Here is a 15,553-nt window from a genome sequence, read left to right as displayed (position 1 = left end):
TCGAATCCCTCTTCCTCCGCCATTTTTTTCTGTATTTGGAGGGGTAGCGAAGTGGCTAAACGCGGCGGACTGTAAATCCGCTCCTTCAGGGTTCGGCGGTTCGAATCCGTCCCCCTCCACCATTTAGGGGCATAGTTTAAAGGTAGAACTAAGGTCTCCAAAACCTTCAGTGTGGGTTCGATTCCTACTGCCCCTGTCCTATAAGAAAACGCCTTTCTCAATATTGAGAAAGGCGTTTTCTTTATGGTCTAAAAAATTTTTTTTAAGCATGCCCCTGGTAGGCAAAACTAAAGCAAAAACACTGGGGGAGTTCCATGCCAGAGCTGCCGGAAATGGAAAATTATAAATCGCTGTTAAATCAAAAGATTGCTGGCCGTCAGATCACCCAAGTTCAAATTAACCGGGAAAAGTCCATCAATGTAAATCCAGAACTTTTTCGAAAAACGGTACTCAATCAAACTTTACTGAATATCGATAGACGAGGCAAACATTTATTGTTCAAGCTTCAAAACGGTCAAGTTCTGCTATTGCATTTAATGTTGGGTGGCTGGATGTATTATGGTACGGAGGCTGATAAGCCGAAGCGAACCATCCAAGTCCGGCTATCCTTTGGCAACGAGCATCTGTATTTTATCGGATTACGTCTCGGTTATCTCCATCTCTTTAGGGAGGTGGAGGCAGCAGAAAAACTTGCTCATTTGGGGCCAGAGCCGCTAAACGCCACATTTTCCGCAGAAGAATTTTCGAAGAGAGTCGCCGCAAAGCACGGCAGGTTAAAAACAACTCTGATTGATCAAGAGTTTATTGCCGGAATCGGTAATTGTTACTCAGCGGAAATATGTTTTCATGCCGGGATCCTGCCAACCAAAGATATTGATGCCATAAGTGAAGCTGAACGTGTCCAATTGTTCCAATCGATTAAACAAGTTCTTCCAGAAGCCATAAAGAATGGAGGGTATATGGACCGCCCTATTTTTAAAGGGGATTTCAAAACCGGGGGTTTTTACAGAGTGCGCAAGGTTTACGATCGTGAGGGGGAAAGCTGTCAGCGCTGCGGGTTCACCATTGTTATGGAGACCATTTCCTCCAGGAAAACCTTTTATTGTCCCAATTGCCAAAAGTAATAAAAATGATCTCGTTTATAAGACGGGATTTTTTTGTAAAAAGAATTTTCAGAATTAATAGTTTACTATTTTATTAAAATTTAATGTTTCCGTTTTTGTATATATGTAATATACTATATACAAATAAGTATAACACATTTAACTATATGTAACATATTTATTGTTTTTAAGGGGGTGTCACTAATAAAACTTAGCAAGCGTCAGGATGAAATCCTCCAGATTGTGAAACAAAATGGACCAATTACTGGGAAAGAAATTGCCGAAAAACTTTCGGTAACGCGTGCGGCATTAAGACCGGATCTTGCCATTTTGACGATGTCAGGCAATTTAGATGCCAGGCCGCGTGTTGGGTATTTTTTTAATGATAAATTGGCAGTCAAACAGAAGGCTAAAAAGTTTATTCAGCAAAAAGTGTCCGATTTTAAGGCGCACCCCATTGTCGTAGAAAAGTCAACATCTGTGTATAATGCGATTGTCCAGCTATTCCTCGAGGATGTAGGGACACTGTATGCGGTCGATTCTGAAGGGGGTTTGGCTGGGGTGATTTCCCGAAAGGATTTGCTGAGGGCCGCTCTTGGAAACAAAAATCTTCAAGAATTGCCTGTAAGTGTGATTATGACACGCATGCCGAATATTATCACGATTCATCCGGATGAAACTTTACTTGAAGCAGCCAAAAAAATGATTAATTATCATGTCGATTCCTTGCCAGTAGTCAAGGAATCAGGAGGCCAAGGCAGTACATATTTGTTGTTGGGGCGGATCACAAAAACAACCATAACAAGGGCATATGTAGAATTTATGGATGAAAATTCAAACTAGGGGAGTTGCTGCGATTTTGGCACAGAAAGAAGTTGTCTATGTGGTTTCTGACTCAGTCGGTGAGACTGCCGAGTTTGTTGTAAAAGCAGTAGCCACACAATTTAATGGCGGGCAAGTGGATATTCGTCGAAATTCCTATGTGGATGATATTGATGATATTGAGGATGTCATCATTTTAGCCAAGCGGGAAAAATCAATTATTGCTTATACAATTGTCATCCCGACATTAAAAGAGTATCTTGATCGACGTGCGGGGGAAGAAGATATTCTTGCAGTCGATTTACTCAGTCCATTGATGAATGCTTTCACTACGAGGTTTAACAAAGAACCCCATCGTCGTCCGGGATTGATGAGAAAATTGGATGAAGAGTATTTCCGGAAAATTGAAGCGATTGAATTTGCCGTTAAATATGACGATGGCCGTGATCCTAGAGGGATTACAAAGGCAGATATCGTCCTTATTGGGGTGTCCCGGACCTCGAAGACACCGCTTTCCATGTATTTGGCACATAAGCGTTTTAAAGTAGCCAACGTTCCATTGGTTCCTGAAGTGCCGCCGCCGGATGAACTGTTTAAAATACCGAGGAAAAATTGTATCGGCCTAATTATTTCTCCGGATAAATTAAATGAAATACGCAAAGAGCGTTTAAAGGCTCTGGGATTGGCTTCACAAGCGAGTTATGCCAGTTTCCAAAGAATACTGGATGAACTCGACCATGCAGAAAAAATTATGAAGCGGGTTGGTTGCCCGGTTATAGATGTATCCAATAAGGCTGTAGAAGAAACAGCAGGCTTAATTCTTGATGTGCTTAAAAAAGAGAGGAGCTTTTAATATTATGGATAAATTTGTTTATTTATTTCATGAAGGTAATGGCAACATGAAAGAACTGCTTGGCGGCAAGGGGGCAAATCTTGCAGAAATGACGAGAATCGGGCTGCCGGTTCCTTATGGATTTACCATTACCACACAGGCTTGTAATGCTTACTATGAATCTGAAAAAACAATTCCAACTTTAGTAGAAAAGCAGACTTTAGAAGCACTTGGCCGCTTAGAAGAAAAAATGGGCAAGAAACTTGGGGACCCAGCAAATCCATTACTAGTATCAGTCCGTTCCGGTTCCGTTTTTTCGATGCCCGGCATGATGGATACCATCTTAAACCTTGGCATGAATGATGAAACGGTAGTCGGTTTGGCAAAATTAACAAATAACGCCCGTTTTGCTTACGACTCCTACCGCAGGTTCATTCAAATGTTCAGCAATGTAGTTTTGGAAATCGACACTTTCTATTTTGAGCAATTTTTGGAAGAAACTCGCGAGCATAAGGGCTATTCCTCCGACCCGGAACTGACTGCTGAAGATTGGAAAGAAGTGATTGTCGGTTACAAGGAAATCGTGAAAAAACATACAAGGAAAGACTTCCCGCAGGATCCGAAAGAGCAGCTATTCCTGGCCATCAATGCCGTATTCAACTCATGGAATAACCAGCGTGCGATTGTCTACCGCCGCTTAAACAAAATTCCTGATCATTTGGGAACAGCGGTTAACGTACAAAGCATGGTATTTGGCAATATGGGCGATGATTCCGGTACTGGTGTGGCATTCACAAGAAATCCGTCAACTGGCGAACATATCCTTTATGGTGAATATTTGATCAATGCTCAAGGGGAAGACGTTGTGGCTGGAATTCGAACACCGCAGCCAATCGCTACTCTTAAGGAAGAAATGCCCGGAGTATTCCAGCAATTTTCCGAAACCTGTAAACGTCTTGAACAGCACTACAAGGAAATGCAAGATATCGAGTTTACAGTCGAGCGCGGCAAGCTGTTCATCCTGCAAACCCGTAACGGCAAACGCACAGCGCAAGCTGCAATTCGGATCGCTGTTGAGATGGTAAAGGAAGGAATTATTGATAAAAAGACCGCACTGATGCGGGTTGACCCAGACCAATTAAATCAGCTGCTTCATCGTCGGATCGATGAAAAAGCCGAAAAAAGAGTGATTGCCAAAGGTCTTCCGGCATCACCAGGTGCAGCTACAGGTCAAGTTGTTTTTGAAGCTGACGAGGCCGAACTGTTAGGAAATGAAGGCAAAAAAGTCATCCTTGTATCTCCTGAAACGACTCCGGATGATATTCACGGAATGGTGGCAGCCCAAGCGATTTTAACTAGTCGGGGCGGCATGACCAGCCATGCTGCAGTTGTTGCACGCGGTATGGGGAAAGCCTGCATTTGCGGATGTGAAGCGATGAAAATCGATATGAAGGCAAAACAATTTACGGTTGGCGATATTGTGGTTAAATATGGTGATATTATTACCATTGATGGTTCCACTGGCGAAATCATGCTTGGTGAAATCCCGATGATTGATCCTGAGCTATCTGATGAATTTCAGCGGCTTTTGGCTTGGGCAGATCAAGAGCGGAAAATTGGCGTTCGTGCTAATGCCGATAATCCGGAGGACGCGAAGAAATCATTTGAATTTGGTGCTGGAGGCATCGGCTTGTGCCGTACCGAGCACATGTTCATGGATCTGAAGCGGATTCCAATTGTGCAAAAAATGATACTAGCAGAAAGCTATAGTGAGAGAATGGAAGCGCTCGAACAGCTTCTACCAATGCAACAAGGCGATTTTGAAGGGATTTTTGAGGAAATGCAGGGACTGCCGGTTACGATTCGCTTGCTCGATCCGCCGCTTCACGAGTTCTTGCCGAATAAGGAAGAGCTTTTAGTTGAAGTAACTAAGCTGCAAATCTTGAATCCTGGATCGGAAGAATTAAAGCAAAAGGAGTTATTGCTGAAGAAGGTTCGTCAATTGGATGAGTTCAACCCGATGCTTGGCCACCGCGGCTGCCGTTTAGGGATGATTTATCCGGAGATTTATGAAATGCAGGCAAAAGCTATTTTCTATGCGGCCGCAAAGCTTGCCGAGAAAGGTGTAGAAGTGCAGCCTGAAATCATGATACCACTTGTCGGCCACGTCAACGAGTTGAAGCAAATGCGCCAGTTGGTAATTGATGCGGCTGTACTCGTACAGGAAGAAACAGGCAGAAAATTCGATTACACAATTGGCACGATGATTGAAATCCCGCGTGCTGCTTTGACTGCAGACCAAATTGCCGAGGAAGCCGATTTCTTCTCATTTGGAACAAATGATCTGACCCAAACAACATTCGGCTACAGCCGCGACGATGCCGAAGGAAAATTCCTGCAGGCCTACATCGAAAACAAAGTGTTGCCGGAAAACCCATTTGCCGTGCTTGATCAGGAAGGTGTCGGCAAATTGGTGGAAACAGGTGTCAAGCTTGGACGCTCGGCAAAGCCTGCATTAAAGACAGGAATTTGCGGTGAGCATGGTGGAGAAAAGAGCTCGATTGATTTCTGTTACCGTACCGGTCTGGATTATGTCAGCTGCTCGCCATACCGTGTGCCGCTAGCTCGCTTGGCTGCAGCCCAGGCTACAATCCGCCATGAATGGAATAAGGAAGAGGTTTTTACTACTGCGTAGGTTGGAAATAGGAGCGGTACCGCTATGGTGCCGTTCTTTTTGTATTGTGTGAATGTTTTTGCAAATACTAAAAATAAATGAAAACTTGCCGATTGGCGAGTCCGTTAGGACGATGACAGAGGCGTAGTTGAATTTATGCGACATAGGAAAGTGTAAAATTTGGAAAAATTTTTATACTTTCCAATTAGCCAAAAAAGGGGCTGTAAATAATGGGAGCAATTGAACGCAGCGGATTCCGATTTGTACCGGAATTTAGTGTGATCGGGCAGAACGGAGCAATTCATGTTTACAATCGGGATGAATTTATCGAGGAAATCAAGTTTCAGTTTGCCGGGAAGTTTCCAGAAATGGACCAAATCGAGGACCTGGTCGATAAGTATTGTGAATTACATAATATTTAAGGAACGCTTGTTCGATTATGGAATCAATGGTATAATTTACATTGCAATAGAATAGGACTTCTCAAGGGTGGCGGCAACACCTCTTTAAGGAAAGGGGGTGATGCTGTTTGACAGTATTTCAAGCATTGATGTTCGCACTGTCTTTTACCAGTCTGATTATCGCCGTACTGTCGTTTCACCAAAAAAAATAATCCACCCTTGAGCCGGCAAGCATAAGCGGTGGATTACTGCCCTCTATTGCCGATCCCCTGACAGGGAACCAGCTATTGCATGGCCGAGCGGGATTACGTCGACATGCTCGGTCTTTTTTACTATATGCGAATTTCTAAAATCATTATACATAAGATTTCGTTAAAAAGAAATGAAAATGTCATCGTATTGGAGGGAAAAAAATGAGTAAGTTGATCGCCATCTACCCTCAGGCCATCGAACAAACCAAAATGAAAATCTACGAGGATATAGATCGGTATTTTGAATATAAAGAAACCTTGCCGACATTTGAACAATACATAAACGACCGCAGCCATTATATTGAACAGATATGGATCAATGTGTGGCTGAATAAATCCACCAACGATGTTCCACGGAATGAAAAAAAGCAATTTTTGAGTGAGCGGGACTACGAGGTGCACGGTGTCGACCGGAAGCTGATCAATAAGCTATTTCGTGATGAAATGAGACTGTATCAGCCATTTGATGTGATGGCTTGGATACAGGAGACCTTTGAAGGTCAGGGTGAAAAATGGGCAGAACGATTTCGGCAGGCGAAGGAGAATTTTGTTTTAAGGGAGCAGCAAAAGCAAGTAGAAGAACAGCGTGCTGCGATTAGTGCTGAAATTGAGGAGGCGGCAGCAGGCATTATAGAAGATCAATATGAGCTTTTTTATTTATATGTACGTCAATTCGTTGCCAAGCAATTAGCGGGAGACTTGGAGAACCAAGTTAAATATCAAGCACAGGATCCAGCCGCATTAGAGAAAAAGCTGATTGAAGAAGGTATGTTTAATCCTTCCTCATATGTGACGATGGTGGATTTTTTGGAGGAACTGACAGGGGACATTCATCAAATCCCTAATTGGGGACGGCATTTATACGAATATGAAACCTATTATTATGTCTATGAAAGCCTTATTTTTGATTACATATCAGAGTTCATTCCAGAAAGAATAGTAAGCCAACTGCCGGAAGACTTGCATGCTGAATTTATTGAAACCTTCGATGAAAAACTGTCTACCTCCTTTGTAAAGGGTTGTGTCGGTGAACTTTTGTATGATGCAGTAGGTTTTTTTATTGAAGATATTCAGGAGGAATACGTATCGGATCTTCTGAATTTGTTTGAAATTCCATTCGACGAGGTCGTTCATCGTGAGATTTTTGAACGTGATTTGCAGGAAAGGGAAAGAAAAAAGGCTGAGGAACTAGCTGAGCTAGAACGGAAAAAGGCTGAAGAAGAACGGATTATGCAGGATATTTTTGGTCAGGAATATGATCCATCTTTTAAACGTCAGATTTCGTATGTGCTTCATATTGGTGAAACCAATACTGGAAAAACTCATCATGCGCTGGAAAAAATGAAGCAGGCCGACAGTGGTCTTTATTTGGCGCCGTTAAGGCTGCTTGCTCTTGAGGTATACGATAAATTGAATGCCGAGGGTACGCCATGTTCATTAAAGACTGGGGAAGAGGAAAAGCTGGTTGTTGGCGCCAATCATATTTCCTGTACCGTCGAGATGTTTCATGAAAAAGAGTATTACCAAGTGGTTGTCATTGATGAGGCACAAATGATAACCGACAAGGACCGAGGCTTTTCCTGGTATAAGGCGATTACCAAAGCCAATGCCGAAGAGGTCCATATAATAGGGAGCCGGAATTCGAAAGAGATGCTGCTTGAGCTGTTGGGCAATGCCGATATAGAGATCAATGAGTATAGCCGTGATACCCCGCTTGAGGTGGAATCGAAGAAATTTGATATCAAAAATGTAAAAAAGGGTGATGCTCTGATTTGTTTTTCCAGAAGGCGCGTGCTGGAGATGGCCTCACGGCTGCAAAATGACGGCCATTCCGCCAGCATGATATATGGTAGCATGCCGCCGGAAACAAGAAAGAAACAAATCCAGCAGTTTAACGAAGGCAAAACAAAGGTCATCGTCGCAACCGACGCAATCGGCATGGGCTTAAATCTGCCAATTCGCCGGATTGTTTTTTTGGAAAATGAGAAATTTGATGGGACAAGAAGGAGGCTGCTTACCTCCCAGGAGGTCAAACAAATCGCCGGCCGTGCTGGACGGAAGGGAATTTATGATGTCGGCAAGGTAGCGTTTACGAATGATATTAAGAAGATGAAGAACTTGCTTGAGCAGGAAGATCGGCCTGTTCAGACGTTTGCGATTGCCCCCACCAATTCGGTTTTTGAACGGTTTCAGCGTTATTACCGTGACCTGGGTACTTTCTTCGAACTGTGGGAGAAGTTTGAAAGCCCGAAAGGCACGAAGAAGGCGTCCTTGTCCGAGGAACGGTCACTATATAAAAAAATCGCCGGCACCGAAATCGAAGCTCTTCTTTCATTGATGGATTTATACGGGTTTCTACATCTGCCATTTTCGAAAAATGAACTGGCTTTGATTCAGCAATGGGAGGGTACGATGTATGCGATAATCCAGGGGAGGGAACTACCAGAACCTTTGCTCAAGGAACGTAGTCTGGAGGAATTGGAACTAACCTATAAAGCAATTGGCCTTCACCTGTTGTTTTTATACCGGCTAGGGCAGCGGACGGAGGCCATGTATTGGGAGCGTCTGCGCGAGGAGATCAGCGATAAGGTCCAGGAACGGCTGAAAACGGACATTAAAAAGTTTGTAAAAAAATGCAAGAACTGCGGTAAGAAGCTGCCATGGGATCACTCGTTTCCAACTTGCGACGCCTGCTATAAGACCCGGTTTAAGAAATATTGGGAAGATGAGTATAATATTTAAAGGGCTCCGTGCATGGGGCCTTTATTTTTTTAGTTTCGGTTATTTAGGTCGGTTTCATTTACCCGTGAAGGGGTTAGTAAAGGGGTCAGCAGTAAAAAAGAAGTGGTTATTTTGCTCGTGAAAGGGAAAGGAAAATAATCAGCGGTAAAATAAGAAAACTTGCTTCACCCGGAAAATGATTTTTCCGGCATTAGTATATTAAACCCGGAACCCCATATGATGGTAAAAAGGGGGGATTCTTATGGCTATTCACGTGGTGCTTGCCGGAGAGAATTTATGGGAAATCTCCACTCAAACCGGCGTTCCTATTCAGACAATTATCAATAATAATGGGCTGGCTTCCACTGCCCTTGTGCCAGGTCTTGCGCTTTATCTGCCCGATACCACGCAACAAATCCGGTTATATCGGGTTAAAGCAGGGGATCAACTATGGCGAATTGCCCAGCAGTTCCAAACCACAACCTCAAGCCTTCTCACAGCAAACCCCGGCATTGACCCAGACCGCCTTAACGTAGGACAAATCATACACATACCGACACCGCTCAAGTTACAAATAAACACCCTTGGATTTATTGTTCCTTCTCCGGGTGGGGCACTTCCTGCCATATTGAATTCTATTGCCGGCCAATTGACTTTTTTGGCGATTGTGGCTTACTCGTTCACCGTTGAGGGCTATGCCTACAATGAAATAGATGACACAGCGCTAGTTGCCCGCAGTAAGCAGTTAAACATTGCCCCATTATTGATGATTCGTAATTTTTCGAACGGGAACTTTAGTCCCGAGCTTGCCGGCAGGGTGTTGGGAAATCCGACATACCGCCGGAACCTTGTAGCGAGCATCACCAACCTGACACGACAAAGAGGTTTTGCCGGTGTGAGCATCGATTTTGAGTTTATCCCGCCTCCAAATCGCAATGATTTTAATGTGTTTTTGACTGATTTAAAAAGGGAATTGGGGAACCTTATTCTACAGGTGAATGTCCATGCAAAAACAGAGGATATGCCAACCAATCGAATCGTTGGGGCTTATGATTATGGAGCAATTGGGAGAGCGGCCGATATAGTTGCGGTCATGACCATTGATTATGGATATCCTGGGGGACCGCCGGAACCTATAGCTCCGATAACGTGGATGGAAGAGGTAATCCAATACGCTGTTACACAAATTCCGGCACAGAAACTGCAAATTGCCATGGCGTTATATGGCTATGATAAGGTAGTAGGGACAAATGCCACCCAAGCGATGTCCGTACTAACCGCACAAAATCATGCAATAAGCACTGGGACTCCGATTCAATTTGATATGATTTCCCAATCACCTTGGTATAGGTACTGGGTAGGAGGAGTCGAGCATGATGTCTGGTTTGAGGATATTCGGAGCTATGTTGAAAAATATCACCTGATTGACATATATGGATTATTGGGGACTACCTTCTGGCAAATTATCCTCCCAGCACCGCAAAACTGGCTTTATTTAAGGGACAATATTTTAGTGTTGAAAAGATAAAGCGTGTCCCGTTTTTTACTGTACATTTTCTAAACTTTGGTTTTGGACAAACTCTCTAACCAAGAAAGGTAGGAATACTAGTTTGATTTTAAGAGTTATATTATCTGTTATAACGATATTTGTAGGAATTACATATATATATCCATGCGAGGGACTGGCGGCGAACCGTTCAGACATTGAAAGAAAACTTAATCACTTTTTGCAACATTCTCCCGATTTGCAAGGATCCATTGCCGGCATCAGCGTCCGCTCTGCAGCAGACGGACAGATCATTTATCAGCATAATGGTGATATTCGGTTGCGGCCAGCCTCCAATATGAAATTATTGACGGCTGCGGCGGCCCTGAATGTTTTAGGAGAGAATTATAGGTTTACAACGGAAGTTCATGCTGACGGTCCTGTAAATAAGAAAACATTGCAAGGAAATCTCTATTTGAAAGGAAAAGGCGATCCTACCTTATTAAAATCGGATTTTGATAAATTGGCGGCTGAACTTGAGATGCTTGGTATTAAGAAAGTAAAGGGAAACTTAATTGGCGATGACACTTGGTATGACGATGTCCGCTATTCCCTTGACTTGCCGTGGAGCGATGAAACGACCTATTATGGTGCGCAAATATCCGCTTTAACTGCCGCCCCGACTCCTGACTACGATGCCGGGGCAGTCGAGGTTGTAGTCAAACCCGGGGAAAAAGAGGGCGATAAAGTTAAGGTGGAAATTACTCCGAAAACAGGCTACATAAAAATCATTAATCGCGGCGTTACAGACGGAGAAAAAACGAAAAAGGACCTTACCATTGATCGGATGCACGCAAAGAACACAATCGTGATTGAGGGGAATTTGCCAGTGAATTCAAAGGTTAGGAAAGAATGGGTCGGCGTCTGGGAGCCGACGATGTATGCCTTGGCACTTTTTAAACAGTCACTGGCAGAGCACGGAATCAAAGTATCAGGAAAAATGAAACGCGGAATGGTTTCCGACACCACGACAGTTTTAACCACTCACGATTCCATGCCTGTGTCACAATTGGTCGTGCCGTTTATGAAGCTAAGCAACAATGTCCATGGTGAGGTGCTGGTAAAGGAAATGGGTAAGGTGATGAAAGGGGAAGGTAGTTGGGAAAAGGGATTGGAAGTGCTTCAAGGTGAAATGACTAGGTTCGGCATTAATACAAAAACACTTGTCCTACGTGATGGTTCCGGCATTTCCCATGTAACCGCGATTCCAGCTAATGAGATTTCCCAATTATTATTTGCTGTCCAAAAAGAAAAGTGGTTTCCTGCCTATTTAAATTCTCTTCCGGTCAGCGGGGCGCCTGAAAAAATGACAGGCGGCTCATTAAGATATCGGATGAAAACGGCGGATGTAAAAGGCAAGGTCAAAGCAAAAACTGGCACCCTCACAACGGTCAGCTCGTTATCGGGATATATCACAACAAAAAGCGGGGAGCCATTAATCTTCTCGATTGTTTTAAATAATCTGCTTGATGAGGATAAAGGCAAAAAGATGGAAGACCAAATTGTTTCAATTATCGCCAATCAATAGGTAATGTTGAATAGTTTTTCCGCTGCCGCAAAATCTAAAGATAATCATACAGGGCGGTGGAACCAAATGATCCTTGGCAGTCATGTAAGTATCAGAAAGGGATATTTAGGCGCAGCAAAGCGGGCGGTTGCCAACAAGGCTTCCGCTTTTCAGTATTTTCCGAAAAACCCGAGAAGCCTTTCTGTAAAGGAATTTGACCGGGGCGATGCAGAAAGTTGCAAAGAATTTTGTCTGGAGCATGGGCTTCAATCCGTCGCCCACACGCCATATTCGACAAGCATTACCCCGGCCAAGGAAAAAGAAGAATTGACGATTGCCTCACTGCTAAATGATTTGGAAATCGCCGACGCCTGTGGATCGATCGGAGTTGTCGTTCATTTCGGCAGCCAAATCAGTAAAACCGACCCTCTAGCCAGCTATCACTTAATGCTGCATATCCTTAACAGTATCCTGAGTCAATGGAAGGGCGGCTGTTTATTGCTAATTGAGAATAATGCGGGGACAAAGGGGGCTCTTGGAACCACGTTAGAGGAACTGGTGCAGATTCGTAATTTATGCGAGTACCCTGAGAAAATCGGGTTCTGCCTCGACACATGCCATGCATTTGCCAGCGGGTTGTGGGCTGGGGAGACCACAAAGCCATTTCTCAAAAAAGGTCAGGAATTGGGTTATTTCGAACATTTAAAGATAGTTCATTTAAATAACTCCAAATATCCGGCTGGCTCTAAAAAGGACCGCCACGCAAACATTTTCAGCAATAATGGATTAATCCTTGATAAGGAATTAAAAAGGCTTGTGACATCACCAATTCTTAAAGAAATCCCGCTAATTCTCGAAACCCCAGATGATGAAAGAGTTAGCCATCAAGAAGAGATTGAGATGATCAAGAAGAAGTGGGAGTACGGATGAGAGGCATTAAATATTGCTTTTTCCCAATTAAAACAATATATAATAGAGATAGAAACTAGCAAATTAATGGGAGAAGAGAAATGAAAGCGGGAAATAACAAAACTCAACAACTTTCGGAGCGGTTTGAAGTGGCCTATAACCAGGTTCATGATGCCCTGAAGGATATAGTTCAAATTAATGATGAGAGATTTGTCGTGCTTGTAAAGGTCGGCGCGAAAAAGTACCAGGTTATTGAAACATTTAAGAAGGACTTGGAGCAATATGCAAGGCTTCGAAATGCGATTGTTCACGAGAAGATGGAGGTTGGGTTTTATATCGCCGAGCCCAATGCCAAAGTTGTTAACCACATTGAAAAAATTGCCAATATTTTAAGCAAGCCTAACTATGCACTTTCGATTGCTTCAAAAAACGTCATCAACTTTGACTATAACGACAGCATTTTAAAGGTCACAGCAGCCATCAGGGACCATGGTTATTCAAAATTTCCAGTTTACAAGAATAAAACATGCCAAGGTCTTCTGACCGCCAGTTCCATCATGAAATGGATGGCAAAAAATATGGAAAACAATATTGTGAATCTTTCCGATGTGAAGGTGTCAGATATTATGGCGATTGAAAAACAGCACCCAATCGATTTTATTTCAAAAGAGATTAATATCTTCGAGGTTGAAGACATTTTTGAAAAAGCCCATAAAAAGAAATCCAAGCTAGAGGCGGTCATCATAACTGAAAACGGCCGTTCCGATGAAAGACCACTGGGTATCATCACGCCTTGGGACTTAATTGAGATTGACTATACAGTCGATTAACAAGAGGCATACCAATTGGTGTGCCTCTTTAACCGTTTATTCAAAATCAAAATCGCTTAACTGATCCATATGGCTGGCAATCATCGCGATGATGGTGCTTGCTTCCTCTTTGCTGAAAATAAAGTGAGATTCATCCTTAATAAGTTCATCATCAGTTGTCCAAATCCGGTTTACGCGCTTCAGGACGCCATCGCCTGTTTCCTCAACGACACCAAATTGATAGGTGACTTCGACCTCATCAGCATGCTTAAAGGCGGTCACTTCCGGAGTCGACCACTCGACATCAATCTCTTCAAAAATATCATCATGATCCACTTGTTCCGCTTCAAAATATTCCTCGTCATCTTCTTCCACTAATTCCACCTCTACATCATCGTCGCAATCATAATCTTCGTCATCATCATCCGACTGCAGGTAAATACCATCATCGGTATAGCGATCCTCATCGTTGAAATAATCATGAAGGCTTTCGTGGACCTCATCGATAATTTCTTCAATGTCGGAAAGGATGATTTTGGCGGTGTGGCCAGTGTCAACATCAAAGCTGTCAACATAAAATTCTTCATTCTGCGGATCAAAAAACAGGGTGCAGAAATAGTCCCTGTCCAGTTCCTCTGTATCGACATCTGCCGTCTCAACAAAGAATTCAATCCTGGGATGCTTGGCAGCCCGTTCAATTTTCATGTGTCCAACCTGATCATATTCTTCACAAATAGATTCAAGATGATCCTGTAATTCGCTGCAAACCCTGTCAAACCATTCTAATGACATCAAACATCCCATCCCTTCAAGATTAATCGAGTTTATTTTATCCGAGTTTTAGAAATATATGTTCTTTTTAAAAAATGAAGGATAAAACAGGGAAGTAATAGAATTAACAGTATAAAACATTTTATAAAAATAGGGTGAAACCAATGAGCAAACGTTCCGGGGGAGAGCGTCTCCTGAAATTAAGGGAAATCCTCTTTAATGAAACCGATGAGACGAATGAACTGGCAATGGAGCAAATAATAGAATTGCTAAAAATGGAATTCGGCAAAGACTATGAAGTCGACCAGCGGGCCATATTGCGGGATATCGATGATTTGATCAATCAAAACTTCGAAATTTTTATTACGAGAAGAGCAGCCGGTAAGAAATATTACAGTCACAAAAACAAGAGGTTCGAACAATATGAACTGCGGCTCTTGATTAATGCTATCCTTTCTGCCCGTTTTATTACGAAAAAAGAAGCGGAGCGGTTGATTGAAAAAGTAAAAGGGTTGACGAGCAAGCCACTTGCTGCGAAACTCCCAAATCCAACACATTACGAAAGTTCCATCCGCAGCACGTATCAGCAGCTGCGCTATGAAATTGACCAAATCAATACGGCAATCAGTGAAAGCCGGAAAATACGATTTCAATATGGCAAATTCAATATCGAGAAGGAATTTGTGTTAAACCGCGAGGGCGAATTTTATAAGGTCAGTCCTTATGCGCTGATTTGGAAAAATGATTACTACTATTTAATTGGCATCTTGAACGAGGAAAAGAAGTTTCGCCATTTTCGGGTGGACCGGATGCGAAATGTGGACTGTACAGAAGAGTCTTTCCTAAAGACTGATATAAACATTTCGGATTACATCAATAAATCCTTTAACATGTACGCTGGCGACGAACAATGGGTCACCTTAAAGTTTAAGCATTCGCTTGTAAATGTGATGATTGATTATTTTGGTCTAGATGCCAATATGAAAAAACTCGATGAGGAATATGGACAGCTAAGGGTAAAAGCAAATCGCAGCGAAGGGTTAGTCCGCTGGCTACTAAACTGGGGCAGTGATGTCAAAGTAGTGGAGCCGCAGGATTTGGTTGAGGAATTGAGAGGCGAGATTCAAAAAATGAAGCAATTGTATGAGGAGAGCTAGGCATGGCGCCAGTCTCCTTTTTAGTTTTGCCAAAATTGGTGAGGCTGATG

13 protein-coding genes and 2 tRNA genes are annotated in these 15,553 nt (G+C 43.0%); 14 read left to right on the top strand and 1 reads right to left on the bottom strand.

All coding sequences use genetic code 11. The features are described 5' to 3' along the window. The first annotated feature begins 37 nt into the window (after positions 1–37). The 13 genes from AR334_RS27690 (at position 38) to AR334_RS27635 (ending at position 13,596) form a co-directional block, all read left to right on the top strand. Positions 38–122: transfer RNA gene (locus tag AR334_RS27690), tRNA-Tyr, on the top strand. Between the two features lie 3 nt (positions 123–125). Beyond that, a tRNA-Trp gene (locus tag AR334_RS27685) sits at positions 126–196 on the top strand. A gap of 118 nt (positions 197–314) precedes the next feature. Next, positions 315–1,124, top strand: a complete 810-nt coding sequence (gene mutM, locus AR334_RS27680) for a bifunctional DNA-formamidopyrimidine glycosylase/DNA-(apurinic or apyrimidinic site) lyase (protein ID WP_066321791.1) — start codon at positions 315–317, stop codon at positions 1,122–1,124. 174 nt (positions 1,125–1,298) lie between these two features. After that, the gene (locus AR334_RS27675) at positions 1,299–1,946 is read left to right on the top strand and encodes a helix-turn-helix transcriptional regulator (protein ID WP_066321790.1); all 648 of its coding nucleotides are present in this window, start codon (positions 1,299–1,301) and stop codon (positions 1,944–1,946) included. Between the two features lie 16 nt (positions 1,947–1,962). Beyond that, complete coding sequence (locus AR334_RS27670) at positions 1,963–2,778, top strand: pyruvate, water dikinase regulatory protein (protein ID WP_066321802.1); 816 nt, start codon at positions 1,963–1,965, stop codon at positions 2,776–2,778. A gap of 4 nt (positions 2,779–2,782) precedes the next feature. Further along, a complete protein-coding gene (ppdK, locus tag AR334_RS27665; RefSeq protein WP_066321788.1) occupies positions 2,783–5,452 on the top strand; it encodes a pyruvate, phosphate dikinase in 2,670 nt (889 codons plus the stop codon). Between the two features lie 209 nt (positions 5,453–5,661). After that, positions 5,662–5,853: a YbxH family protein gene (locus AR334_RS27660; RefSeq protein ID WP_066321787.1), complete on the top strand. Its 192-nt coding sequence runs from the start codon at positions 5,662–5,664 to the stop codon at positions 5,851–5,853. A 107-nt stretch (positions 5,854–5,960) separates the two neighbouring features. Beyond that, positions 5,961–6,044, top strand: a complete 84-nt coding sequence (locus tag AR334_RS30810) for a putative holin-like toxin (protein WP_367576380.1) — start codon at positions 5,961–5,963, stop codon at positions 6,042–6,044. A gap of 201 nt (positions 6,045–6,245) precedes the next feature. Further along, the gene (locus AR334_RS27655; protein WP_066321786.1) at positions 6,246–8,825 is read left to right on the top strand and encodes a DEAD/DEAH box helicase; all 2,580 of its coding nucleotides are present in this window, start codon (positions 6,246–6,248) and stop codon (positions 8,823–8,825) included. Between the two features lie 241 nt (positions 8,826–9,066). After that, a complete protein-coding gene (locus AR334_RS27650; RefSeq protein WP_066321784.1) occupies positions 9,067–10,332 on the top strand; it encodes a LysM peptidoglycan-binding domain-containing protein in 1,266 nt (421 codons plus the stop codon). Positions 10,333–10,459: 127 nt separating this feature from the next. Then, positions 10,460–11,878, top strand: a complete 1,419-nt coding sequence (gene dacB / locus AR334_RS27645) for a D-alanyl-D-alanine carboxypeptidase/D-alanyl-D-alanine-endopeptidase (RefSeq protein ID WP_253701382.1) — start codon at positions 10,460–10,462, stop codon at positions 11,876–11,878. A 66-nt stretch (positions 11,879–11,944) separates the two neighbouring features. Further along, positions 11,945–12,787 (top strand): deoxyribonuclease IV, encoded by an 843-nt coding sequence (locus tag AR334_RS27640; RefSeq protein WP_066321779.1) that lies wholly within the window; start codon positions 11,945–11,947, stop codon positions 12,785–12,787. 80 nt (positions 12,788–12,867) lie between these two features. Beyond that, positions 12,868–13,596: a CBS domain-containing protein gene (locus AR334_RS27635; RefSeq protein ID WP_066321776.1), complete on the top strand. Its 729-nt coding sequence runs from the start codon at positions 12,868–12,870 to the stop codon at positions 13,594–13,596. A gap of 36 nt (positions 13,597–13,632) precedes the next feature. Here the strand turns inward: AR334_RS27635 and AR334_RS27630 are convergent, their stop codons facing one another. Then, a complete protein-coding gene (locus tag AR334_RS27630; protein ID WP_066321773.1) occupies positions 13,633–14,367 on the bottom strand; it encodes a hypothetical protein in 735 nt (244 codons plus the stop codon). 143 nt (positions 14,368–14,510) lie between these two features. On the opposite strand from AR334_RS27630, the gene AR334_RS27625 reads away from it, so the two are divergent. Then, positions 14,511–15,503 carry a YafY family protein gene (locus AR334_RS27625; RefSeq protein ID WP_066321772.1) on the top strand — a complete coding sequence of 331 codons (993 nt, stop codon included), beginning with the start codon at positions 14,511–14,513 and terminating at the stop codon, positions 15,501–15,503. Positions 15,504–15,553: the final 50 nt, after the last annotated feature.

Source organism: Bacillus sp. FJAT-29814, assembly GCF_001510715.1.
Taxonomy (GTDB): Bacteria; Bacillota; Bacilli; order Bacillales; family Cytobacillaceae; genus Neobacillus.
This window is presented reverse-complemented; position numbering and strand designations above follow the sequence as displayed.